This is a genomic window from Arsukibacterium sp. UBA3155 (genome assembly GCA_002364615.1).
Lineage (GTDB): Bacteria > Pseudomonadota > Gammaproteobacteria > Enterobacterales > Alteromonadaceae > Alishewanella.
The window spans coordinates 124,042-146,571 of sequence record DEYP01000019.1; the positions used below are offsets into that span (position 1 = coordinate 124,042).

Sequence of the window (22,530 nt, forward strand, 5' to 3'; positions counted from 1 at the left end):
AAGGCAAGCGCTCGGCTGCCTTACAATGCAGGTTTGATCTGTGTCTCCTATTGATGCAAGGGAATTACCTTATTTCTCTCAAAAAGTAATCATGCGGTGTTATTTGTAAAATAAAAATTAAATATTAATTTACTTTGGTACTCGCCAGCTATAGAATGCGCGCCGAAATCACCAACTTAGGGAATTAAAACAATGACGTTGAAGTACTTACTGCCTGCTATCGCACTTACCGCTACGGCCGTTTCTGCCGAAGAATACCAAATATTTACTGAACTGCGTGCAGACCACTTGCGGGCGAGCGGCGAAAGCGAAACAGTATGGTCGCTTAATGGCACTTACTTCTTTGATAAGAAGGAAACCTTAGGCCCGTTGGATCAGTTTGAATATATAAATAAAGTAACTAACGTAAATGCAGCATTCAGCCGGTTTGATGGCGATAACTTCTGGGGTATTGGTGGTGAGTACTTTGCAGACAACAACTTGGTATTGTCTGCTCGTTACACCGACAATGACGGCTTTTATACAACGGCTGTTGGTATTGGCTATCTGATATCAAAAGACTTTATTATCCGTGCTGAAGCAGCTAAGCCAGAAGAAGGTGATACCAGCTATCGTTTCTCTGCAAGCTACAATCATCAGCTGCAGGGTAATGACTATGTCGGTTTTTCGGCATACACAGATGACGAATTTGATCAATATGGTGTTAGCAGTAAATACTTCGCGAGCTTGGGATCTGACCGATTTATCGCTGTAGGTGTGTCGTTGTCAGAGCAGTTTGATCGCTCAACATGGGCAGCAAATGCTGACTACTATTTCAGTAAAATGACCTCCGTCGGTGTGTCTTACGATAAAGAAGACAGCTACAGCATCAATGCTAAACACTTCTTTAACCAGAACTGGGCATTAGAAGCCGGTTTTGGCAGCAATGCTGATAACTCAGATCTTAAGGTCTACAGCCTGAGCGTAGTGGGTCAGTTCTAAGTTTCTCTGGTAGTTACGCTAGCGCTTTTGGGGCAACATTTGTAGCCCCTTTTTTATGGTTTCAGCAACTGTGTATTGGTTTGTTATGCACCGCCGAATTTACCAATAGCCAGCCCGACAGCACCAGCCAGTGGTTGTGCGAGCTGAGTGCTGAGCAGGTCGTTTTTTAACATGCCGGTGACAGCGAATTACATCAATTCAGCGCCGGGCTATTTAAAGCAAGTGACGAGCTGCCAAGGCCGGCGTGAATAATTAGCAAAACCGGGTTAATAGTGCCATCAACTTCATCGATTCCGTGTGGAATATCTTATAGTGGGATATTAATCCTATTAAAATCGCATATGTGGGAACATAGTCCTCTTAATTTCATTTGACAGTTGCTAACTTGATAAAGTAGGACTATATTCCCATTAATGGTTAATTAGTAGGAATATAATCCCATTAGGTGAGGTATGGCTAAGCGTGATTTGCACAATGTTCTGTTTCCTAAGCAGCGAAAAATCCTTACGCATTTTGGTGAGGACTTGTTGTTAGCCATGAAACGCCGTGGTTTTACTAAAAAATTATTGTGTGAGCGAACTGGTTTTGATCATAAAACCGTGAACAAGGTCTTCGCGGGTGACCCTGGTGTCGCTATCGGCACTTACCTGAAGATCATGGCCGTATTGGGAATGGAAAGTAACTTTGCAGAAATGGCTGCTCATGATGAAGTGGGCATCAAGCTGCAAAATATAAAATTGCTGGAAGGTTCAAAATGAGCCGTGAAATCGTCGAGGTGTATGCCGACTGGCATCCAATTGAACAGCCATTATTGGTTGGGCACCTTGCTTACAGTGAATCAAGTCGGGGCGGTGCGTTTAGCTTTGCGTACGACAAAGCATTTCTTACCTCACCTTATCGCTTACAAATAGACCCTATGCTGACACTGTACGCTGGTGAACTGTACAACGACGAAGCCGATAAAAACTTCCGGGCTTTTCTGGATTCATCCCCCGATCGTTGGGGCCGTATTTTGATGCAACGCCGTGCTGCCATTGAAGCGCGTAAGGGCATTCGGGCAACGAGTCGATTAAACGAATTGGATTACTTGCTGGGCGTACATGATTCATATCGAATGGGAGGGATCCGATTTAAGCGGGCTGACAATGCTGATTATTCAGATGCCTCTTTTTCAGACAACCCTTTTCTAGACAATCATGTCGAGTTTGTTGCACCGCCAATGGCATCATTACGTGAGTTAGAACACGCCGCCATGCAAATTGAAAAAGACGATAACATTGACAGTGACGAGTATTATCGTTGGCTACAAATGCTGATTGCACCTGGTTCATCTTTAGGCGGTGCCAGACCAAAAGCCTGTGTAACCGATGAACAAAATCAATTATGGATAGCTAAATTTCCTAATGTAAATGATACCCATGATGTTGGTGCGTGGGAGATGGTCTGTTATGAGTTGGCGTTAGCCGCTGGCGTTGAGATGTTTCCAAGTGAGATCAGGCAGTTTTCATCGCAACACCATACCTTTTTAACAAAGCGCTTTGACCGGCAGGGACAGCAGCGGCTGCATTTTTCATCGGCTATGACTCAGCTGCAATACTATGATTGCGAACAATCGCAAGGTGCCAGCTATTTGGAAATTGCTGAGTTTCTTTCCAAACAGGGAGCACAAACAGAAGCTGATTTAGCACAATTGTGGCGCCGTATCGTCTTTAATATTGCGGTGTCTAATACGGATGATCACCTGCGTAACCATGGTTTTTTACTGACCAAGAATGGCTGGAAGTTATCACCTGCTTATGACTTAAACCCCATCGTTGGTAAACAAGGCCTACACCTGAACATTACTGATACAGACAACGCTTTAGACTACCAGTTGGCTTTTGATGTAAAAGACTTCTTTCGGCTTTCTCAAATTCAGGCAACTAAAATTCAAGACGAAGTGCTAAATTCGGTTAAACACTGGCAAACCGTTGCGAAGCGGCTGGGCATTAGCCGGACAGAGCAAATAATGCAGGAATCTGCTTTCAATATTTAATTACCCTTATGTTAAAAGAAATCGCAGCACAGGCAGCGTTTAAACAAAACGGCGACACACAAGTTTACCAATTCAACGCTACTCAATTTATGGTAATTGGCAAACTGCCACGGTCGGCGTGAATACGCAAATAGTTAGTATTTAACCATCGGTGCAACATCCTTTAACGAAGTTAGGTCATATTTTTGTGCATAGGCTGAAACCGCTTCGTCTAAAGGCATATCTCCAAACCGGTCCAACCATTCGTACTCTGTATAACCAGTGTCATTAAAGCTTATACAGTATTGACGCTCGAGCTCTTTACTAAGCTGCTTAAAATAATCGTTATTATTACTTTCCAAATCCATAATTGACACTCGATGTGACTCATAGTCCGTAGTATTATAAGTCACATCGCTGGACGATGTTAGCTCTCAAATTATCGGGTAGAGTTATGCATCAGGATGCACTGCAATTATTTGGTCTACGGGTTAGACAGCTCCGGCTTGCTCAGGGAATTAGCCAAGAAGAACTAGGAGCGTTATCCAGTTTAGATCGCACATATATCAGCGGTATTGAGCGTGGTAAACGTAATGTCAGCCTTAGGAACATTTTGCAAATTGCTAGTGCTCTGAAAGTTTCTGTTTCTGATTTGTTTAATATCCCGGAATTTAATGTATGAGCCGGGCGTATTACAACGCGTCTATCGAGGCGTTTCTTCAAGCTGATGAGTCTTTGATTATCGGCGAGTTAACCAAGGCCCATGGTCAGGAGTTACAGCACTCGCAAACAGTTGCATGGGCTCAGCAAATACGACTACTAAAACAAGTCTTTGTGAACACAGAGCGCAATGGCAACGTTTTCTTTGAGTTTATGATCCCAAGAATGGGTCGGCGTGCGGACGTTCTGCTTATTCTAGGAGGTGTAATATTCGTCTTAGAGTTCAAGGTTGGCGCTAGCACATACAATTACGCTGACCGCACTCAAGCTGCTGGCTACGCTTTAGATTTAAAACATTTTCATGCCGGTAGCCACCATAGGTATATTGTGCCAATTCTGGTTTGCACCAACGCTTTAGAACAAAACGCCCCGCTACTTTTTAACTCTGAACATGTCGCAAATGTTCTATGTACTTCAGGTTCAAGCTTAGCTGCATTGATTAACAAGACAATTACTCAACTTTCGCTTCCAGAATTCAACATCAAAACTTGGTTAGAAGCGTCATATAAACCGACTCCCACTATAGTCGAAGCCGCTCAAGCCCTGTATTCCAAGCACAGCGTTGTAGACATTACTCGTTCAGAAGCCGGTAGCCAAAATATCTCTGAAACAAGTTTAAGGTTGTTTGAGGTTATTCATCAAGCTCGGCTGAACAAACATAAAGTAATTTGTTTTGTTACCGGCGTACCTGGAGCAGGCAAAACGTTGGTAGGGTTAAATATCGCTAATCAACACGCAAACCCAAAAGACGATGAGTACTCGGTATTTCTAAGTGGAAATGGTCCTCTAGTTGCTGTGCTTCAGGAAGCGTTGGCAACGGACCTTTATAAGAATGAGTTATTGCAGATGCGGCATGACATCGACAAGCAACTTACTAAAAAGGATGCTAGGCAAAGGGTAGAAAGCTTTATTCAAAATATTCATCGGTTTCGAGACTATTATTTGCAAGACCGAGCCAAACCACCAGAACATGTCGCTATTTTTGATGAAGCGCAACGCGCATGGGATAAAACACAAACCGCAAAATTTATGCAAACCAAGCGAGGTATTCCCGACTTTGATATGACAGAACCCGAGTTTCTTATTTCTGTCATGGATCGGCATGAAGATTGGGCAGTTATTATTGCTCTGGTAGGTGGAGGGCAAGAAATTAATGTTGGTGAAGCCGGTATTCTTGGCTGGTTTGAAGCAATTAATCAGTCATTTAAGCATTGGCAGGTCTATTGCTCACCAAATTTATTGGCTGGTGAATATGTAAGCAATGGGATAGAACCAAAAACTTTGCAATATTTTGAACAGGAGCAGAGTTTACACCTAGCAACGTCTATGCGCTCCTTCCGCGCTGAAAACCTTTCTTCATTTGTACACTTTCTAATCGCTGGTGAGGCTGCTGCGGCAGCACAAATTTATTCACAGATTATGCACCTGTTTCCTATTGCAATTACTCGGGACATTGTCAAAGCTAAGGCATGGGTTAAAAATAAAACGCTAGCAAACAGACGAAGCGGCATATTGGCATCTTCCAATGGTATTCGATTAAAAGCCGAAGGTATTTTTATTAAAAACACGATCGAACCAGAAAAATGGTTCCTTGCCCCCGGCGATGATATTCGGTCGAGTAACTTTCTAGAGGATGCCGCCTCTGAGTTTGATGTACAAGGTCTTGAGTTAGACTGGACTCTAGTAGCTTGGGACGCAGATCTACGATTCGTTAATGGCGAGTTTCAGCATTGGCAATTCAAAGGTACTCGCTGGCAAGCTCGACATAAGCTTGAGAATCAACGTTATTTAGAAAATGCATATAGAGTTTTATTAACACGAGCTCGCGAAGGTATGATTATTTTTATTCCAGAAGGTAGCGTATCTGATTGTACGAGAAAACCCGAATTTTACGACGGTACATTCCAATTTTTGCTGAGCTGTGGTTTAAGGGAGATATAAATCAACAAAAACTTTCGGCTCTCAAATACTACAAGTTATGTTTCACTGGCCGAAAACCCGCACTGACTGGTGGCAGCAGAAAATCAGCGCCAACCGTGCCCATGACGAGGCGGTGCAGGACAAACTGCGTGAGCTGGGCTGGCGGGTATTGCTGGTTTGGGAGTGTGCACTAAAAGGTAAGAAAAAACTGCCGCTGCCACAACTTACCAATAAGATCACCAATTGGCTGCAAAACGGCAGCAGCTTTGCTGAACTGCCTGAAGTTGTAGAGTAAAGAGTTCCGGCGCTGGTTGTAGTTTACGGTTTTAAGTCGATGCTATTGGCTTCACTGGCTGTAATAACGGTAATCTGATTATTATGATTGAGTATTCCGGGACCGTTTAAGCTGCTCTTCCTGTAACAAAAACTGTCCGCGTGCTTCTTGCTGTCGTACCCGCTGCTGAAGCATTTGTTCTACCTGTACAGATTCATTCCATGAGCCCCGGGTTACAATGCGCTTCACGTCGCTGTCAAAACATAAAGCAGGGTTCTGCGTCCAGGCGCTGTAAGTTACCCGGGTAAATAGCAGAGTGGTAGTCGGGCAGGATTCATAGCCCTTTGCAGCGATCTGGTTTTGCCAGTAGTGGCTAACTCCGTAATAACTCACGAGCATTAGCCCAAAACTACCTAATAACAACCCGCTGAAAATCCGGTTAAATTTTTTCTCTGAGGGCTGAGTATGCACGCTAAATTTGTGGGTAATTAGTCGTGTTGCAATCCACATGATAAGTACCAGGCAAAAAATGCCGCCGCCAAAAGCTAAACCATGCATGTCGCTGTGAATAATAAGCTGATGGCCACTTGCAACTTGTTGCTGTTGATTCGATAGATCGTATAGCAAACCCCAGATAACCAGAGGTAACAGAAGCAAGCAAAACAACAATAAACCCAGACCTGCAGCATTCTGCTTACTCGTTAAAGCCATAATTGAGGTCTTCTTCGCAATAATTGGTTGATTTTGTGAGCCCCGATGGTAATAAGCAATATTTAACTTTTATATTACACTTTTAGGCGCAGAAAAGTGTAATTTCACCAAAACTACAGCCAATAAAGTGTGCAAAGCAGTATGATGCAATTACAGAAATTAATGGATAACGATAATGCAGGCACTTGAACTTAAAATCCCGCCGGTTGTTGTGGTAGTGCTGTTTGCACTAGCAATGTGGCTGGTGGCGCAGTGGCTGCCGCCTTTGGCCTTGCCAGCGTTGTGGGGGCAGGTTGCAGCTTTTATGCTGGCTGGTGCCGGTATCGCGGTGGCGTTAGCGGGTGTGCTGGCATTTCGCCGCGCTGATACCACGGTAGATCCGCGCGTGCCGCAGCAAACTTCCAGTCTGGTTATCAAAGGGATTTACCGCTATAGCCGTAACCCTATGTACTTGGGGTTTTTACTGCTGCTAACCGCATTGGCTTGTTATTTAATAAACATAGCAGCCCTGGCAATGCTACCGCTGTTTGTGCTGTATATGAACCGGTTGCAGATAGTACCGGAAGAGCGCTATTTGCTGGAAAAGTTTGGTGCGGAGTATCAGGTTTATACCAAACAGGTAAGGCGCTGGTTTTAATTTGACCGGTTTACCGGTGGTTTAATCAGTGACTCTGCCGGAATGCCCAACCCCTCGTGCAGCCGCCAGATCATTTTCAAAGTAAGCGAGCGTTTGTGATTTAAAATTTCATAAACCCGATTACTTTTACCAATCATCGGCTCCAGGTCTTTAACTGTCAGGCCTTTTCGTTCCATTTCAAACTTTATAGCCTCAACAGGATCGGGCAAATCGATGGGGAAGTGTTTAGCCTCATAAGCTTCAATCAGCGTAACCATTACATCTAACTTCTCGCCGTCCGGCGTATCTGGTTGAGCCAGCATCAGTTGCTCGACTTCATGCAACGCCGCGCGGTAGTCGGCATCATTTCTGATAGGTCTGATATCCATCATTGCTTCTCCGGCGATTATATCGTTTGTACATCAATCTGATCATATTGGCTGTGAGTGCCGACAAACCGCACATAAACGACTTTGTAGGCATAATTAATCCAAACTACCAGCCGATATTTATTACCAGCTATGTTGAATACCACTCTGCCATCTTTGAGAATACTGGCATGCCTGAAATCTTGTTTTACATCTGCAGGCGAATGCCAGTCTGCACTTAATACGTGGCGATGCCAGGCGAGAATAGGCTCTGTGGCATCACTATATTCTGGTTTGTCCTGCCAGAATGCTTTTAACGTTGAAAGTGCAATAATTCTCATAGCGCAATTATAGTCCCATTATGGGACTTTGCAATGGTGTATTTTTTATCCGTCATTCAGTTAGTACCTTACCCCAACAGCGGTTTTAAATACTGTCCGGTGTAGGATTTTTTGCAGGCCGCGACTTGCTCCGGGGTGCCAGCTACCAGGATTTTACCGCCGCCGTTACCGCCTTCCGGGCCTAAGTCGACTATCCAGTCGGCGGTTTTTATTACGTCCAGGTTATGCTCTATTACCACTATAGTGTTGCCATGGTCGCGCAGACGGTGCAATACGTTCAGCAGTTGCTGAATATCGTAAAAATGCAGGCCGGTGGTCGGCTCGTCCAGAATATACAGCGTTTTACCCGTGTCGCGTTTACTGAGCTCTCGCGCCAGTTTTACCCGCTGTGCTTCACCGCCCGATAAGGTGGTCGCCGACTGGCCGAGCTTAATATAGGTTAAGCCCACATCCTGCAGGGTTTGCAATTTACGTTTTACCGCCGGTATTGCTTCAAAAAAGGCCAGCGCATCTTCTACGGTCATATCCAATACTTCATGGATATTTTTGCCTTTGTATTTTATCTCCAGCGTTTCGCGGTTGTAGCGTTTGCTTTTGCACACATCGCATGGCACGTATACGTCGGGTAAAAAGTGCATTTCTACTTTAATCAGGCCATCGCCCTGACAGGCTTCACAGCGCCCGCCTTTAACATTAAAGCTGAAACGGCCGACCTGATAACCACGTGAGCGCGCTTCCTGGGTGCCGGCAAACAGCTCACGTACTGCAGTAAAAATGCCGGTATAGGTGGCGGCATTGGAGCGCGGGGTGCGGCCGATCGGGCTCTGGTCGATATCGATAACTTTATCAAAATGCTCCAGGCCTTTAATTTCTTTATGTGGCGCCGGATCGGCTCCCTCACCTTTATTCAGTACCCGGTGTGCTACCCGGTACAGCGTATCGTTAATCAGGGTCGATTTACCCGAGCCCGACACGCCGGTTATGCAGGTCATAACCCCGAACGGAATGGCCAAATCCACTTTTTTCAGGTTATTGCCGGTGGCACCGGTTACTTCCAGCCATTTATCGGTCAGCGGCGTGCGTTTTTCCGGCACGGCAATTTTGCGGGTACCCGACATATACTGGCCCGTTAAAGACTCCGGTTCTGCCATAATTTGCTCAAGGCTGCCCTGGGCTACAATATAGCCGCCGTGCACCCCGGCGCCCGGGCCGATATCGATAACGTGATCGGCCAGCCTTACTGCATCTTCATCGTGCTCTACCACGATAACGGTATTACCCAGGTCGCGCAGGTGAGTCAGCGTGCCGAGCAGGCGTTCGTTGTCGCGCTGGTGCAGGCCAATAGAGGGCTCGTCGAGTACATACATTACTCCGACCAAACCGGCGCCAATCTGGCTGGCTAAGCGAATACGCTGTGCTTCGCCGCCTGACAATGTTTCGGCACTGCGCGATAAATTCAGATAATTAAGGCCGACATTGACCAGAAAGCTCAGCCGATCCTGAATTTCTTTTAATACTTTTTCGGCAATTTTGGCTTTTTGTCCCTGCAGACTAAGTTGCTGGAAAAACGCCAGACAGTCACCGATAGATAACTCAACTATTTCGGGCAGGTTAGTTTTACCAATAAACACATGGCGCGCTTCGGTGCGCAGCCGGGTGCCATGACAGCTGGGGCAGGCCTGAGTCGCCAGATATTTACTGAGTTCTTCCCTTACCGAGTTCGATTCTGTTTCGCGGTAGCGCCGCTCCATATTCGGTAAAATGCCTTCAAACGGATGGCTGCGCAGTACCACATCGCCACGGTCGTTCAGGTATTTAAAGTCGACCACGGCACTGCCGCTGCCCTGTAAAATGGCGTCTTGCTGCTTTTTCGACAGACTGCTAAAAGGCACGTCCAGCTTAAAACCGAAATGCTCAGATAAAGACTTAAGCATTTGAAAATAATAAAAGTTACGCTTATCCCAACCACGAATAGCACCGCCGGCCAGACTTAGCTGGTTGCTGACAATCACTTTATTCGGGTCAAAAAACTGCTTTACCCCAAGGCCATCACAACTGGGGCAGGCGCCGGCCGGATTGTTAAATGAAAACAACCGAGGTTCGAGTTCGGTCATCGAATAGCCACAGGTCGGGCAGGCAAAATTGGCTGAAAACACCAGTTCTGCCGCGTCAGGCTCATCCATAAACGCTACTTTGGCCACGCCACCGGATAACGTCAGCGCCGTTTCAAACGATTCCGCTAAGCGCAGCTTAATGTCATCGCGTACTTTTATCCGGTCTATCACCACTTCGATAGTGTGCTTTTTATGTAAATCGAGAGTTGGCGGGTCTGACAAGTCACATACTTCGCCATCGATCCGGGCCCGGATATAACCCTGCGCCGCCAGGTTTTCCAGGGTTTTAACATGCTCCCCTTTGCGCTCCTGCACCACCGGTGCCAATACCATTAATTTGGTGCCTTCCGGAAACTCAGTCACTTTATCGACCATTTCGCTAATGGTTTGCGCGGCTAAGGGTTGGTCGTGTATCGGGCAGCGCGGCTCGCCCACTCTTGCAAACAGCAATCGCAGATAGTCGTATATTTCGGTAATGGTGCCAACGGTCGAGCGCGGGTTATGCGAGGTCGACTTTTGCTCAATAGAAATAGCCGGTGATAAGCCTTCAATATGATCGACATCGGGCTTTTCCATCATGCTTAAAAACTGCCGGGCGTATGCTGATAACGATTCAACATAACGGCGCTGACCTTCGGCATACAGCGTATCAAATGCTAAAGACGACTTACCGGAACCGGATAAACCGGTGATCACAATAAGTTTATCGCGCGGAATTTGCAGCGAAATGTTTTTAAGGTTGTGGGTACGGGCACCCCGAATATCAATTTTATCCATTGCGGTTTCCGGTTATGGGCAGTGAAGCACTATGGCTGTACAAATATACACTACATGGCATTAATAAAAAACCAGCCAGCCCGGCTTAGTTAGTTTAGCGGGATGTTGGTTGAGTTAGCAAAGGGTTAGAACCCCGTTTCGGTCGCCACAGAGTGTCTGAGGCTTTACGCCAGTAAAGTCGAGTTGCTGTGGCGAGCCGGGGCGGGTGTTGTAACCCGAAGCAATTAGTCTTTTGTTCAGAACGTCTCAATACGGCATGGAGACTAAACTGGCTTACTACCTAAATATAAAAACTGAACTCAGACTTTAACAATAGCGCAAAATGGCTGTTTGTTAACGTTTAGCACGTTAACGCGCGCTGCTTCTATGTTACACTTACGCGCTTATTCTGGCTGTTAATTAGAATTAATGGATCAACTGAACCCTCTTGAAAAACGCGCTGCGCTGTCGCTGGCTATGGTCTTCTCTACCCGGATGCTTGGCCTGTTTATGCTGCTGCCGGTTTTTGCGCTGTATGGCACGGAACTGATTGGCTACTCGCCGTTATGGATAGGGCTGGCCATTGGTGCCTACGGCCTGACGCAGGCTATTTTACAAATTCCGTTTGGCTGGTTATCTGACCGGATTGGCCGGCATAAAGTCATGTTGCTGGGCCTGGCGTTATTTGCGGTAGGTTCGGTCGTCGCCGCGCTGGCTGACTCAGTATATCTGGTGACACTGGGTCGTATTTTGCAAGGCGCTGGCGCGATTGCTGGCGCGGTACTGGCACTGGCAGCCGATTTAACCCGCGATGAGCAGCGGCCTAAAGTAATGGCAATTATTGGTGCCAGTATTGGTTTATCCTTTGCACTGGCGATGATTGTCGGACCGCTGTTGGCAAAATGGGCGGGTCTTGGCGGCGTATTCTGGTTTACCGCGATACTGGCCTGCTGCGCGATGTTAATTGTGGCGTTTCTGGTGCCGAAAAGCGTCAGTAAAGCGCCGGCTGCTGAAACTCTGGCGGTACCGGCTACGTTACTTAATATGTTAAAACACCGCCAGCTGTTACAGCTGGATATTGGTGTAATGCTGCTGCATTTGATGTTAACCGCCATGTTTGTGGCACTGCCGGTGTTGTTCAGCCAGTATCAGCTGGCGGCTGATCAGCACTGGCAAGTGTATTTGCCGGTGCTGCTGGGGTCCTTTGTGTTGATGGTACCGATGATGATCATCGCTATGCGCCGTCAGCAGGAAAAAGGCTATTTTCTACTGGCGATCGCGCTGTTAATTGTTGCTATGCTGCTGGCGTTTACTGCCACCGGGTTAGGCTGGTTAATTGCCGCGCTATTATTATTTTTTACCGGTTTTAATTTTCTGGAAGCCAGCTTACCCGCAATGGTGTCGAGGGTAGCGCCTGCCGGGCAGCGAGGCAGCGCCATGGGTATTTATTCCAGCAGTCAGTTTTTTGGAGCCTTTGCCGGCGGGGTTATTGGTGGCCTGGTTGCCCAGAAATTTAGTTATGCAATGGTGTTTGCCGTGCTGGCCGGTATTGGTTTAATATGGTTGCTTATTGCCCGGACGATGCGGGTACCTGCCCGGGCTCAGCGCTTGTCGTTGGCGGTGCAGGTGGCATCAGAGCAGGACGCCAACAAGCTGGCTGGCCAGTTAGCGGCCCTTAGCGGTGTGCAGGAAGTGACAATTTTACTGACTGAACAACGCTGTTATTTAAAAGTCAGTTCGCAGCAATTTGATCTGGCACAGGCCAGATCATTAGTTGGCATCGGCCAACCCTAATTTTTCAGGAGAAAACGCATGGCGCGTGGAATTAACAAAGTTATCTTAATCGGCAATCTGGGTGCTGACCCGGAAGTGCGTTACATGCCACAGGGCGGTGCTGTTGCCAATATGACACTGGCAACCTCAGAAAGCTGGACCGATAAAAATACCAACGAGAAAAAAGAGCAGACCGAATGGCACCGGGTTGTGATTTATCAACGCCTGGCCGAAATTGCCGGCGAGTACCTGCGTAAAGGCAGCAAGGTTTATATTGAAGGTAAACTGAAAACCCGCAAGTGGACTGATAAAGACGGTGTTGAACGTTATACCACTGAAATTGTAGCCAATGAGCTGCAAATGCTGGATGGTCGTGGTGATGGTCAGCAACAGGGTGGCGGCATGAGCGGTGGCCAGCAAGGTGGCTATCAGCGTCCGGCGCAACAACCGGCCCAGCAAGGTGGCGGGTACCAGCAACCACAACAAGGCGGGGGCTATCAGCAGCCGTCTCAGAATGCACCACAACAAGGCGGCTATCAGAAGCCAGCGCAGCAAGGCGGTAGCCAGTCGGCCCAGGGGCAGCAACGCCCGCCAATGGAACCGCCAATCGATTTCGATGACGATATTCCATTCTGACAGTTAATTGTTAAAAAAGCCTGCATCGTCAGGCTTTTTACATTAGGTAGGCAGCAGCGCTGATATGCGGATTCTCCATACGTCTGACTGGCATTTAGGCCAGCACTTTATTGGTAAAAGCCGCGCTGGCGAACATGCGGCCTTTTTGTGCTGGCTGGTGACGAAAGTAAAAGAGCTGAATATAGATGCTATTATTGTTGCCGGCGATATATTTGATACGGCCACACCGCCCAGTTATGCCCGCGAGTTATATAACCAGTTTATTGTTGAATTGCAGCCAACGGCCTGCCAGTTGGTGGTCGTGGGCGGTAACCATGACTCGCCGGCGGTGCTGGCGGAGAGTAAACAGCTGTTAGCAAAACTGAATACCACTGTGATACCCGCTATTCCAGCTGAGGTGACTGAACAATTATTAGTACTGCAGGATAAAAACGGCAATGCTGCCTGCTTGCTGGCGGCGGTACCCTTTTTGCGTTCGCGCGATCTTTTGCAAAGCCAGGCTGGCCAGAGTGGTCAGCAGAAGCAGCAAAACCTGCAACAAGCTATAGCCAGCCATTACCAGCAGCTTTTTGCCCTGGCAGAGCAGTACAATCAGCAGCATCAGCTACAGTTGCCCGTTGTAATGACCGGTCATTTAACCACCGTCGGGGTTAGCCAGTCTGAATCGGTACGCGATATTTACATTGGTACTTTAGAGGCGTTTTCGGCAAGCCAGTTTCCGCCGGCGGATTATATTGCTCTTGGTCATATTCATCAGGCGCAGCAGCTGAACAGTACAACCGATATCCGCTACAGTGGCTCGCCGATACCGCTGAGCTTTGATGAAGCCCGTCAGCAGAAGCAGCTTTGGTTAGTTGAATTCAGCAATCAGCAAAAAACAGTCAGCAGCATTGCAATCCCATGTTTTCAGCCATTAGCCAGCATAAAAACCGATTTGGCCAGTTTACCGGCCATGTTAACGTCGCAGCTGGATAAGCTGGCCGTGAATGATACCCTGTGGCTGGAAGTGGTGATCAGCAGCAGCGATGGTTACTTAACCGACCTGCAACCGCGGGTCGAGCAGCTGCTTATCGACCAGCCGGTGGAATTGCTCAGGCTGCGGCGTGAACGAAATAGCAGTGGCGCAAGCTTGCAGCAACTTAAGCAAACCAGTCTGGCTGAGCTGGCGCCAGCTGATGTCTGGCAGGCCAGGCTGGCAGACGAAACACTGACAGTTGAGCAGCAACAGCAGCTGAGTACGTTGCATCAACAAGTGCTGGCCACTGTGCAGGATGCAGCACAGCAAGCTGAACCAGAGCCTAAGAAAGAGCCCGCGAAGCCATGAGAATTTTAGCAGTACGGCTGCAAAACCTGAACTCACTGCGAGGTGAGTGGAGCATCGATTTTCGCAAGCCCCCTTTTGACAGCACCAGTCTGTTTGCGATTGTTGGTGCTACCGGCGCCGGTAAAACCACCATTTTAGATGCGATATGCCTGGCGTTGTATCACCAAACCCCACGTTTAAAAACCTCGCCAACCAGTAATGAGCTGATGAGCAGACACAGCAGCGAGTGTCTGGCAGAAGTCGAGTTTGAAGTGGCAGGTCAGGGATACCGGGCGTTCTGGAGTCAGCGCCGGGCGCGCGGTCAGGCTGACGGAAACCTGCAGGCAGCAAAGGTAGAACTGGCGAAGCTGGATGGCACCATTTTAGCCGAAAAAACCAATGAAAAATTAAAACTGATAACCGAACTGACTGGCCTGGATTTTGGCCGCTTTACCAAATCAATGCTATTGGCGCAGGGTAGCTTCGCGGCGTTTTTAAATGCCGATGCTAATGAGCGGGCCGAGCTATTAGAGGAGCTGACAGGCACCGATATTTATGGCCGGATATCAATGCAGGTATTCAGCGATGCCCGCGAGCAGAAGACGGCACTGGAGTTATTGCAGGCCAAAGCCTCGGCCACCGAATTGTTATCTGCTGAGCAGCTGCAAAACCTGACAGCTGAGCTGGATAATATTCAGGAACACGTAGCAGCGCAGCAACACGCAGTTAATAAGCAGCGCAAATTAGAGCAGTGGTGCCAGAGTGTGGCTGCGGCTGAGCAGGCATTACAGCAAACCCGGCAAGAGGCCGCTGAACTCAATGCAGAACAGGCCAGACAACAGCCAGCGTTAGACCGTTTAAAACGATATCAGCCCGCCAGCAAGTTATTGCCGCTTTATCAGACGTGGCAGCGGGCTCAGCAGCAACAGCAGCAATTGACTGATGAGCAGCAGCAACTGCAAGCCCGAATTGCAGGTGCCAGCACTGAACAAGGCCGCTTGCTGTGGCAGGGCTGGCAATGCCTGGAAAGCTTGCAGCAGCAGGCAGAGCAACAACAGCAACAGCTGCAACAGCAACAGCAGGCTATGCAGCAGCAGCAACGTCAGCTGGAAACAACGCTGCAACGAGATACTGCAGCCTATAAAACCTTACAGCAGAAAATCGCCGAACTGACCAACGGTAGCGATGCCGTTAAACTACGTCAGAACCAGCAACAGCAGCGGGAGCGGTTGTACCAGCTGCAGCAAGCGCAGCAACTGGTAAGTCAGCAGCAAAAATGGCAACAACAGCAGATAGAATTTCAACAGGCACTTCACAGCAAACAGCAGCAGCTAAGCGCGTTGACGGAGCAGTTAACAGCATTGCGAAGCCAGTTTAAAACGCTAAGCGAGCAAATCGCGGATAAAAAACAATTGCTGGCACAGCAACAGTTGATTATGCAGTTATCTGAGCATCGTAATCATTTACAACCAGAGCAGCCGTGCCCGTTATGTGGCAGCACTGAACATCCGGCGGTGACTGAATATCAGCAGCTGGATGGCTCGGTTACCGCCAGCCAACTGGCTGCAAAAGAGGCCGAATTAAGCCAGACCCAGCAGGCCGGCGAGGCGGCCCGGGCCAGTCAGGCTCGTTTGCAAAGTGAAACAGAGCAGCTACAACGTCAGAGTACAGAGCGGCAGCAGGAGTTGGCGGAACTGAGCAGCCAACTGACAGCTTTGTTAACGGGGCTGGAGCAAGGTGCCGGTAATAACCTGTCGGAGCATGCCGCAACGGCTAACTTGCCTGAGCTGTTAAGCTCGCATTATCAGCAGCAACAGCAGCAGCTGCATACTACCGAGCAGCAATTACAGCAGCTGGAGCAACAACAGCAGCTATTGCAGCAGTTGGCAGAAAAACAGCAGCAAACTGAGCGCCAGCAAACTGAACTGACGCATAAGCTGGAGTTAATGACCCGGCAACAGCAGCGCTTAACGGAGCAGCAAACCGCACAGCATAGCGAATTGAGCCAATGGCGTCAGCAATGGCAAGCCTTGCAGCAAACCGAGCCTGAGGTGAGTGCTAATGTTACTGAGCTGGCTGAGCTGAAGCGTCAGGTGCAACAGCAGCAACAGCAATTGCAGCACTGGCAGGGGCAGCAGCAAGTACTAGAGCGGCAGTTGAAGCAAATAGTTGCTGAGACTGAGCAAGCCGCAGCGCAATGGCAACAGGCGCTAACAATAAGTGATTTTGCTGATGAGCCAGCGTTTCTGGCGGCACTGCTGACTGATACTGAATTAGCAGAGTTGACCCTGTTGCAGCAAGAATTGCAACAAGCGGAAGTGGCAATAAATCGCTTGCTCAGCGACCGTCAACAGCAGGTCAATGTGTTACAGCAACAACAGCTAACATCACTACCGCAGCAGCAGGTACAGCAGCATTTACAGCAGCTGGAGCAACAATTACAGCAACTTACCGGGCAGCAAGGGCAACTGCAACATCAGCTAAGCAGCGATCAGCAGCGGCGTGCCAATCAACAAAGTTTGCTGGCAAAAATTGCTGAAGCAGAGCAGCAACTGGCGCTCTGGCAACGACTTAACAGCCTGATTGGTTCGGCAGATGGCGCTAAATACCGGCGTTTCGCTCAGGGCCTGACACTGCAACAATTGGTGGTGCTGGCTAACCGGCAGTTGCAATTATTGCATAACCGTTATCAGCTGGCGCGTCACCCTAGTGCAGAGTTAGAGTTACAGGTATTGGATACCTGGCAGGCCGACGTCGCGCGGGATACAAAAACCTTGTCGGGTGGCGAGAGCTTTCTGGTGAGCCTGGCGCTGGCGCTGGCATTATCAGATTTAGTCAGCACCAAAACCAGCATTGACTCATTATTTCTGGACGAAGGCTTTGGTACACTGGATGCTGACACGCTGGAAAGTGCATTGGCTGCGCTGGATCAACTTAATGCCAGTGGCAAAATGATCGGTATTATCAGCCATGTGGAAGCACTGAAACAGCGGCTGCCGGTGCAAATCAGATTAGAGAAACAGCAAGGGTTAGGATACAGCCAAATCCGGATTAGTCAGTAGCAGCGGGACATTGTTTTTTCAGCAGCTGTGCAAATTCTGCAGCCGGCACCGGCCTGCTAAAATAATAGCCCTGATAATAGTCACAATGCTGCTCACGCAAAAAATCAAGCTGTTCAGCCGTTTCGACACCTTCGGCCAGCACTTTAAACCTCAGATTGTGCGCCAGATCGATAATTGCTTTGGTAATACTTTGATCGTCTTCTGCGTGGGGTAGGTTTTCAATAAAGCGTTTGTCGATTTTAAGCACATCTAATGGTAAGCGTTTTAAATAGGCTAACGATGAATAGCCGGTGCCAAAGTCGTCTATAGCCAATTTGATACCCTGCTCACGCAGTGCGGTCATGGTTTTAATGACCACATCTTCGTCACCCATTAAAGCATTTTCGGTGACTTCCAGTTCCAGGCAGCTCGGATTAAACCCGGTTTCGCGCAAAATACTGGCAATTTTTTGCTGCAGGTCACCTTTATTAAATTGCTGTGCTGAGACATTGATAGCAAGGTTGATGTCCGACAGGCCGGCCAGTTTCCAGGCCTGGCCCTGCCGACAGGCTTGCTGTAACACAAAGTTACCAATGGGATGGATCAAGCCAGTGGACTCGGCCATCGGAATAAAGGTATCCGGGCCTATGATGCCATCAATCGGGTCAATCCAGCGCAACAGCACTTCCGCGCCAATAATCCGGCCACTTTGCATATCCAGTTGTGGTTGGTAATAACAGGTTAAATGATTCTGTTTCATCGCATTACGTAAGCGCTGCTCTAGTACTAAACGGGCTCTGGCCTGCTGGGTAAGGCTGTCAGAATAAAAGCTATAGGTGTTGCGACCATCCGCTTTAGCGCGATACAGCGCCGCATCTGCACCTTGCAACAGGGCCTCAGCGCTATCGGCATGGGTAGGGTAGATGCAAATGCCGACGGAGGCCGCCACTGTAATATCGTTGTGCCGCCCCAGGTTAAAGGGAGCGTGCAGCTGCTGCAGAATCTTATCGGCCACTCTGGCAGCATCTTCAGGCTGCGCCAGCTGCTCTACCAGAAATACAAATTCATCACCGCCCAGGCGGGCCAGCGTATCGGTTTCCCGGCAGCTCAGATTCAGCCGGTCAGTTACCTGCAATAACAGAGCATCTCCGGTCTGATGTCCAAAGCTGTCATTCACATTTTTAAAATGATCCAGATCGAGGATCATGACTGCCAGAAATTGCTGGTTGCGCTTGGCCAGCTTGACTGCGCTTCTTAAACGGTTGCTGAAATGTTGCCGATTAGGAAGCTGAGTTAGCGGGTCAAACTCGGCTAAAAAGGCCAGTTCTTTCGCCTGACGTTTACGTTCAGTTAAATCAATATCGATGCAGAAAATTTGTGGTGGCTTATCCGGTAATTTGACCACAGCATGATTAGAAAACACCGAAATAAGCGAACCATCTTTACGTTTTAAGGTTAATTCTTCGGCCGCTATCGGCTCAGCGTGCTCAGCCATGTAGGTCATGGCCTGACGAACGTCATCATGGGCTTCATCCGGTATAATTAACTCCAGCAAGCTTTGCCCAAGCGCTTCTTCTTTAGTGTAGCCATAAATTAATTCACTGGCCCGGTTCCAGTAAATGGTTGTGCCAAACTGATCATATCCCTGCACCGAGATTTGCGGAGCATTATCCAGTAGGGTACGAAAACGCAGCTCGCTTTCCAGTAACTGTTGCTCTGCCAGTTTCTGAGCGGAAATATCTTGTACCACAGCGATAAAATAAGGGGCCATGTTTGTACTGTCTGGCGCTTTGGAAACAGCAAGCTTTACCCAAACCACTTTACCGGTTTTGCTAAAGTAGCGTTTTTCCAGGGTGTAGCTTGTGGTGATCTTTTGCAGCAGTTGGCTAAACTGCTGCTGATCGTGGTCTAGATCTTCCGGATGGGTGATCTGATGAAAAGAAAAATTACGCATCTCTGCCGGGCTGTACTCGAGCATAGTGGCAAAATGTTGGTTTACCCGTAAAAACTGGCCGTCTGCGTTGGCGTGGGCAATACCCGCGGCGGCAAACTCAAAGGTTTCGCTGAACGCTTGCTCGCTCGCTTGTAAAGAAAGGGCCAGACGATGATGCTGACGCAACAGCAGCCAGGCCAGTAATCCGGTCAGGCCAACATAAAACAGCCCTTTGTAAGTTTGATACCGGTTAAGCAGTTCTGGATTGTCAGTCAGCATGATCAAGATATTATCACTGAACAAAATCCAGCTAACGCCGAGTAAAACATACATTAGTCCACCCATGATTGGGTAAAACCGTAGTGTTTTGGCGGCGCCTTTATGTTTCATCATTTACTTCTCTGGCACAAATAGCGAAACACCGTTGCCGGTGATGAGAAGGTTAAGCATAGTGTAAAAATAGAAAATAAAACATGAATTAATAGAGATTCTTATTAGATAAGAATGCCTTAGTCATGGAATTTGACTAAGGCACAGGACGATTAAAAAGAGTAGACCAGGGTAAGTGAGGTTTGAGTGTCAGTGTTTTCTTTATCTACGACATCAGAATCGTTTTGCACTAAAAAAGCCGCTTTCATTTGCATGGCGCCATTAATTTTTGCTGTCAGCGCAGTTTCGGCAATAGTACGGGTGTTGTCGGTACCGTATTCGACACTAAGGGTCTGACTAAATGCTGCCGACTCACTTATTTGCCATTCGTATGCAGCTGCACCACGGACGATAAAGCCGCTTTCTGACTCACCTGTTGCCCGGGTGCCGCTGAAATAACCCGGACCAATTTCAACGTCCAGATTTTGTGTTTCAGCGTTATAAAGCCGCGTACCGTAACCCACTGCCACGGTATTGTATTTTTCAAAAGCGCCAAACTTATCGCTGGTATGCGAGCCGATAATAAACAAATTATCGTGTTCTTTATCAAGCTTATAAGCGCCTTTAGCCGAAATAAGATAACGTTCAGCAGACCGTTCGGTAATGGTGTTACCTTCGGCATCGAGCTTCTCGTCTTCTTTAAAGAAAGCGCTGGCAATGTACTGATTGCTCCAGGATTCCAGTTCCTGGCGGGCATCAATTTTACCGGTAATTGACGTGCCTACCGTATTCCCTGAGGTGGTAATAGCCCCCAGCTCTGCAGAGGTTTTCCATACCCTATTATCATCCGACGTGGCTTCCTGCGCACTGAGGGCGCTGCTTATGGCAAGGCTGCCCAGCGCCAGTACAGTGAATAACCTCATGCTTACTCCTTAGTCTCTGTTTGCTCTTTGAACAAATGTACATCCATTTGCGGGAATGGAATGCCAATATCGTTGGCATCAAAGGTTAATTTCACTTTTTCCAGAGTGTCCCAGTACACACCCCAGTAATCAGCTGAATTTACCCAGGGCCGAACGTTTAAATTTACCGACGAATCAGCTAAAGCGCCAACCTTAATGCTGAACTCTGGTTCAGCCAGCACGCGCTCATCGTTTTTCAGAATATCTTCCAGTAATTTTTTAGCCAGCAATAAATCTGCATCGTAGCTAATGCCGATCACCAGATCGACCCTACGAATAGGCTCTGCCGAGTAGTTTGTGATGGGGTTGCTGGTGATCTGCGCGTTTGGCACAATAACCCGCTTGTTATCCGGGGTTTTCATCTGGGTTTGGAAAATCTCTATTTTCTCGACCGTGCCACTGACACCACCGCCGTCAATAAAATCACCGGCTTTAAATGGACGAAACAGAATAATCAGTATCCCTGAGGCGAAATTAGCCAGCGAACCCTGTAATGCCAGGCCAATGGCCAGACCCGCAGCGCCGAGAATCGCAATAAAGGCGGTAGTTTGTACTCCCAGTTGCGATAATGCCATCAGGATAGTGGCAATAAGAATAATGGCGTAGACAATACTGATCAGAAACGAGACTACCGCCTTATCTACAGAGCGGGCGAGCAAGCCACGTTCCAGCAAGCGCGATACGCCTTTAGCGACAAACCGACCGACATAAAAAATAACAATAGCAGCAACCAGCTGCAACAAATACCCTAATACAACTTCGTGATTTTCCTGATAAAATGTCGTTATTTCTTCCATTACACATTCCTTATTAAAACGTAATATCATGGCAAGTTTAACAATCTTAGCCAGATGATGGTACGCCACCACATGATTTAAGTAAAAAAACTTGGTTGAGGCAGCAATTTTAGCTAAAATATTCACCATATACCGTGGTGATTGTAGCTCAGTTGGTAGAGCCCCGGATTGTGATTCCGGTTGTCGTGGGTTCGAGCCCCATCAGTCACCCCACTTCTCTTGCTGTTGCCAATACAGATGCTTCCAGCAGTGCCTGAGACTGCAATCCATGGCTTGACCCTGCTACGTCTGCCCTCTATTGTTAAGATCACTTTTAATTATTACCCGCTCTGATATGGATTTAACATCTCTTCAACAGCAGCTACAGTGCCCCGACCTTGCACCGGTAGAAAGCTGGCAGCCAAAATTCTGTGGCGATTTACCGCTGTTGATCACCGCAGATGGACGGTGGTTATATCAGGGCAGTGAAATCCGTCGTCAACCGATGGTACGGTTATTTGCCTCGGTATTAATTTGTCAGCAACAACAATTTTTTTTACAAACCCCGGTAGAAAAAGTGCGGATCCAGGTGGAAGACGCGCCATTTCTGGTTGTCGCCAGCCAGTGGCAAAACACCAGAAACGGGCCTTTGCTTACGCTTACCACCAATATTGGTGACGCGGTAAGTGTCACACCAGAGTATCCTTTACGTTTAAAATCATTTCAGCAGCAACCTTTGCCCTATTTACAATTGTGGCGGGGTTTGTCAGCCCGAATAAATCGCAATACTTATTATCAGCTGATAGAACAATCCAGCGAAGTGTACTGCGATGGTGCGCGTCATTATCAGCTGAAAAGTGCCGGTTATCCGTTTACCCTGGGTGTATTGGCCTGAACCTGCATTTCAACTGACAAATAATGG

20 protein-coding genes and 1 tRNA gene are annotated in these 22,530 nt (G+C 48.0%); 13 read left to right on the forward strand and 8 right to left on the reverse strand.

From position 1 onward, the window contains the following. The first annotated feature begins 192 nt into the window (after nt 1–192). From B2X65_RS08895 to B2X65_RS08905, 3 genes are all read left to right on the forward strand, one after another. Nucleotides 193–981: a putative porin gene (locus B2X65_RS08895; protein ID WP_290612061.1), complete on the forward strand. Its 789-nt coding sequence runs from the start codon at nt 193–195 to the stop codon at nt 979–981. 452 nt (nt 982–1,433) lie between these two features. Next, complete coding sequence (locus tag B2X65_RS08900) at nt 1,434–1,739, forward strand: helix-turn-helix domain-containing protein (protein ID WP_290612062.1); 306 nt, start codon at nt 1,434–1,436, stop codon at nt 1,737–1,739. Then, nucleotides 1,736–3,016 (forward strand): type II toxin-antitoxin system HipA family toxin, encoded by a 1,281-nt coding sequence (locus tag B2X65_RS08905; protein WP_290612063.1) that lies wholly within the window; start codon nt 1,736–1,738, stop codon nt 3,014–3,016. Before B2X65_RS08900 ends, B2X65_RS08905 begins: the two co-directional genes overlap by 4 nt. Before the next feature lie 134 nt (nt 3,017–3,150). Here the strand turns inward: B2X65_RS08905 and B2X65_RS08910 are convergent, their stop codons facing one another. Then, nucleotides 3,151–3,363 (reverse strand): hypothetical protein, encoded by a 213-nt coding sequence (locus tag B2X65_RS08910; RefSeq protein ID WP_290612064.1) that lies wholly within the window; start codon nt 3,361–3,363, stop codon nt 3,151–3,153. A gap of 86 nt (nt 3,364–3,449) precedes the next feature. Here B2X65_RS08910 and B2X65_RS08915 point away from each other — a divergent pair, with 86 nt between their 5' ends. Genes B2X65_RS08915 through B2X65_RS08925 form a run of 3 tightly spaced genes read left to right on the forward strand, consistent with a single transcriptional unit; the run spans nt 3,450 to nt 5,930 of the window. Then, nucleotides 3,450–3,677: a helix-turn-helix domain-containing protein gene (locus B2X65_RS08915; RefSeq protein WP_290612065.1), complete on the forward strand. Its 228-nt coding sequence runs from the start codon at nt 3,450–3,452 to the stop codon at nt 3,675–3,677. After that, nucleotides 3,674–5,656 carry a DUF2075 domain-containing protein gene (locus B2X65_RS08920; protein ID WP_290612067.1) on the forward strand — a complete coding sequence of 661 codons (1,983 nt, stop codon included), beginning with the start codon at nt 3,674–3,676 and terminating at the stop codon, nt 5,654–5,656. Before B2X65_RS08915 ends, B2X65_RS08920 begins: the two co-directional genes overlap by 4 nt. Before the next feature lie 37 nt (nt 5,657–5,693). After that, nucleotides 5,694–5,930 carry a hypothetical protein gene (locus B2X65_RS08925; protein ID WP_290612069.1) on the forward strand — a complete coding sequence of 79 codons (237 nt, stop codon included), beginning with the start codon at nt 5,694–5,696 and terminating at the stop codon, nt 5,928–5,930. An 81-nt stretch (nt 5,931–6,011) separates the two neighbouring features. Here the strand turns inward: B2X65_RS08925 and B2X65_RS08930 are convergent, their stop codons facing one another. Beyond that, nucleotides 6,012–6,620: a hypothetical protein gene (locus B2X65_RS08930; protein WP_290612071.1), complete on the reverse strand. Its 609-nt coding sequence runs from the start codon at nt 6,618–6,620 to the stop codon at nt 6,012–6,014. Nucleotides 6,621–6,795: 175 nt separating this feature from the next. Between B2X65_RS08930 and B2X65_RS08935 the strand changes: the two genes are divergently transcribed. After that, nucleotides 6,796–7,257: a methyltransferase family protein gene (locus B2X65_RS08935; RefSeq protein ID WP_290612073.1), complete on the forward strand. Its 462-nt coding sequence runs from the start codon at nt 6,796–6,798 to the stop codon at nt 7,255–7,257. On the opposite strand, the gene B2X65_RS08940 is transcribed toward B2X65_RS08935, so the two are convergent. The 3 genes from B2X65_RS08940 to uvrA all read right to left on the reverse strand — a co-directional run bounded on the left by B2X65_RS08940 (nt 7,254) and on the right by uvrA (nt 10,836). Further along, a complete protein-coding gene (locus B2X65_RS08940; protein ID WP_290612291.1) occupies nt 7,254–7,625 on the reverse strand; it encodes a helix-turn-helix domain-containing protein in 372 nt (123 codons plus the stop codon). The genes B2X65_RS08935 and B2X65_RS08940 overlap by 4 nt on opposite strands. Before the next feature lie 17 nt (nt 7,626–7,642). Beyond that, nucleotides 7,643–7,945 carry a type II toxin-antitoxin system HigB family toxin gene (locus B2X65_RS08945; RefSeq protein WP_290612074.1) on the reverse strand — a complete coding sequence of 101 codons (303 nt, stop codon included), beginning with the start codon at nt 7,943–7,945 and terminating at the stop codon, nt 7,643–7,645. Nucleotides 7,946–8,013: 68 nt separating this feature from the next. Then, the gene (uvrA, locus tag B2X65_RS08950) at nt 8,014–10,836 is read right to left on the reverse strand and encodes an excinuclease ABC subunit UvrA (RefSeq protein WP_290612075.1); all 2,823 of its coding nucleotides are present in this window, start codon (nt 10,834–10,836) and stop codon (nt 8,014–8,016) included. A 408-nt stretch (nt 10,837–11,244) separates the two neighbouring features. On the opposite strand from uvrA, the gene B2X65_RS08955 reads away from it, so the two are divergent. The 4 genes from B2X65_RS08955 to sbcC all read left to right on the forward strand — a co-directional run bounded on the left by B2X65_RS08955 (nt 11,245) and on the right by sbcC (nt 17,589). Further along, a complete protein-coding gene (locus B2X65_RS08955; protein WP_290612077.1) occupies nt 11,245–12,609 on the forward strand; it encodes an MFS transporter in 1,365 nt (454 codons plus the stop codon). A gap of 18 nt (nt 12,610–12,627) precedes the next feature. Beyond that, complete coding sequence (gene ssb / locus B2X65_RS08960; RefSeq protein WP_290612078.1) at nt 12,628–13,224, forward strand: single-stranded DNA-binding protein; 597 nt, start codon at nt 12,628–12,630, stop codon at nt 13,222–13,224. A 64-nt stretch (nt 13,225–13,288) separates the two neighbouring features. Then, nucleotides 13,289–14,548: an exonuclease subunit SbcD gene (sbcD, locus tag B2X65_RS08965; protein ID WP_290612079.1), complete on the forward strand. Its 1,260-nt coding sequence runs from the start codon at nt 13,289–13,291 to the stop codon at nt 14,546–14,548. Beyond that, nucleotides 14,545–17,589 carry an exonuclease subunit SbcC gene (sbcC, locus tag B2X65_RS08970; RefSeq protein ID WP_290612080.1) on the forward strand — a complete coding sequence of 1,015 codons (3,045 nt, stop codon included), beginning with the start codon at nt 14,545–14,547 and terminating at the stop codon, nt 17,587–17,589. The genes sbcD and sbcC overlap by 4 nt, the downstream gene beginning before the upstream one ends. Here the strand turns inward: sbcC and B2X65_RS08975 are convergent. From B2X65_RS08975 to B2X65_RS08985, 3 genes are all read right to left on the reverse strand, one after another. Next, on the reverse strand, nt 17,579–19,894 hold the full coding sequence (locus tag B2X65_RS08975; RefSeq protein ID WP_290612081.1) for a sensor domain-containing protein: 2,316 nt from the start codon (nt 19,892–19,894) through the stop codon (nt 17,579–17,581). The two genes, sbcC and B2X65_RS08975, sit on opposite strands and share 11 nt — an antisense overlap. 149 nt (nt 19,895–20,043) lie before the next feature. Further along, entirely contained in the window at nt 20,044–20,793 is a 750-nt protein-coding gene (locus B2X65_RS08980) for a DUF481 domain-containing protein (RefSeq protein ID WP_290612082.1), read from the reverse strand. A gap of 2 nt (nt 20,794–20,795) precedes the next feature. Continuing rightward, a complete protein-coding gene (locus B2X65_RS08985) occupies nt 20,796–21,629 on the reverse strand; it encodes a mechanosensitive ion channel family protein (protein WP_290612083.1) in 834 nt (277 codons plus the stop codon). Between the two features lie 137 nt (nt 21,630–21,766). On the opposite strand from B2X65_RS08985, the gene B2X65_RS08990 reads away from it, so the two are divergent. Then, nucleotides 21,767–21,842: transfer RNA gene (locus B2X65_RS08990), tRNA-His, on the forward strand. A gap of 121 nt (nt 21,843–21,963) precedes the next feature. After that, nucleotides 21,964–22,503 (forward strand): DUF1285 domain-containing protein, encoded by a 540-nt coding sequence (locus B2X65_RS08995; RefSeq protein ID WP_290612084.1) that lies wholly within the window; start codon nt 21,964–21,966, stop codon nt 22,501–22,503. The last annotated feature ends 27 nt before the right edge of the window (nt 22,504–22,530 follow it).

Excerpts from the sequence above, each read along its gene's own strand:
- B2X65_RS08910 (WP_290612064.1), bottom strand. The coding sequence starts at position 3,363 with ATGGATTTGGAAAGTAATAATAACGATTATTTTAAGCAGCTTAGTAAA.
- ssb (WP_290612078.1), top strand. The coding sequence starts at position 12,628 with ATGGCGCGTGGAATTAACAAAGTTATCTTAATCGGCAATCTGGGTGCT.
- B2X65_RS08985 (WP_290612083.1), bottom strand. The coding sequence starts at position 21,629 with ATGGAAGAAATAACGACATTTTATCAGGAAAATCACGAAGTTGTATTA.
- B2X65_RS08905 (WP_290612063.1), top strand. The coding sequence starts at position 1,736 with ATGAGCCGTGAAATCGTCGAGGTGTATGCCGACTGGCATCCAATTGAA.
- B2X65_RS08945 (WP_290612074.1), bottom strand. The coding sequence starts at position 7,945 with ATGAGAATTATTGCACTTTCAACGTTAAAAGCATTCTGGCAGGACAAA.
- B2X65_RS08925 (WP_290612069.1), top strand. The coding sequence starts at position 5,694 with ATGTTTCACTGGCCGAAAACCCGCACTGACTGGTGGCAGCAGAAAATC.
- B2X65_RS08975 (WP_290612081.1), bottom strand. The coding sequence starts at position 19,894 with ATGATGAAACATAAAGGCGCCGCCAAAACACTACGGTTTTACCCAATC.
- sbcD (WP_290612079.1), top strand. The coding sequence starts at position 13,289 with ATGCGGATTCTCCATACGTCTGACTGGCATTTAGGCCAGCACTTTATT.
- B2X65_RS08995 (WP_290612084.1), top strand. The coding sequence starts at position 21,964 with ATGGATTTAACATCTCTTCAACAGCAGCTACAGTGCCCCGACCTTGCA.
- B2X65_RS08895 (WP_290612061.1), top strand. The coding sequence starts at position 193 with ATGACGTTGAAGTACTTACTGCCTGCTATCGCACTTACCGCTACGGCC.
- B2X65_RS08930 (WP_290612071.1), bottom strand. The coding sequence starts at position 6,620 with ATGGCTTTAACGAGTAAGCAGAATGCTGCAGGTCTGGGTTTATTGTTG.
- B2X65_RS08935 (WP_290612073.1), top strand. The coding sequence starts at position 6,796 with ATGCAGGCACTTGAACTTAAAATCCCGCCGGTTGTTGTGGTAGTGCTG.
- B2X65_RS08920 (WP_290612067.1), top strand. The coding sequence starts at position 3,674 with ATGAGCCGGGCGTATTACAACGCGTCTATCGAGGCGTTTCTTCAAGCT.
- B2X65_RS08955 (WP_290612077.1), top strand. The coding sequence starts at position 11,245 with ATGGATCAACTGAACCCTCTTGAAAAACGCGCTGCGCTGTCGCTGGCT.
- uvrA (WP_290612075.1), bottom strand. The coding sequence starts at position 10,836 with ATGGATAAAATTGATATTCGGGGTGCCCGTACCCACAACCTTAAAAAC.
- B2X65_RS08915 (WP_290612065.1), top strand. The coding sequence starts at position 3,450 with ATGCATCAGGATGCACTGCAATTATTTGGTCTACGGGTTAGACAGCTC.
- B2X65_RS08980 (WP_290612082.1), bottom strand. The coding sequence starts at position 20,793 with ATGAGGTTATTCACTGTACTGGCGCTGGGCAGCCTTGCCATAAGCAGC.
- B2X65_RS08940 (WP_290612291.1), bottom strand. The coding sequence starts at position 7,625 with ATGGATATCAGACCTATCAGAAATGATGCCGACTACCGCGCGGCGTTG.
- B2X65_RS08900 (WP_290612062.1), top strand. The coding sequence starts at position 1,434 with ATGGCTAAGCGTGATTTGCACAATGTTCTGTTTCCTAAGCAGCGAAAA.
- sbcC (WP_290612080.1), top strand. The coding sequence starts at position 14,545 with ATGAGAATTTTAGCAGTACGGCTGCAAAACCTGAACTCACTGCGAGGT.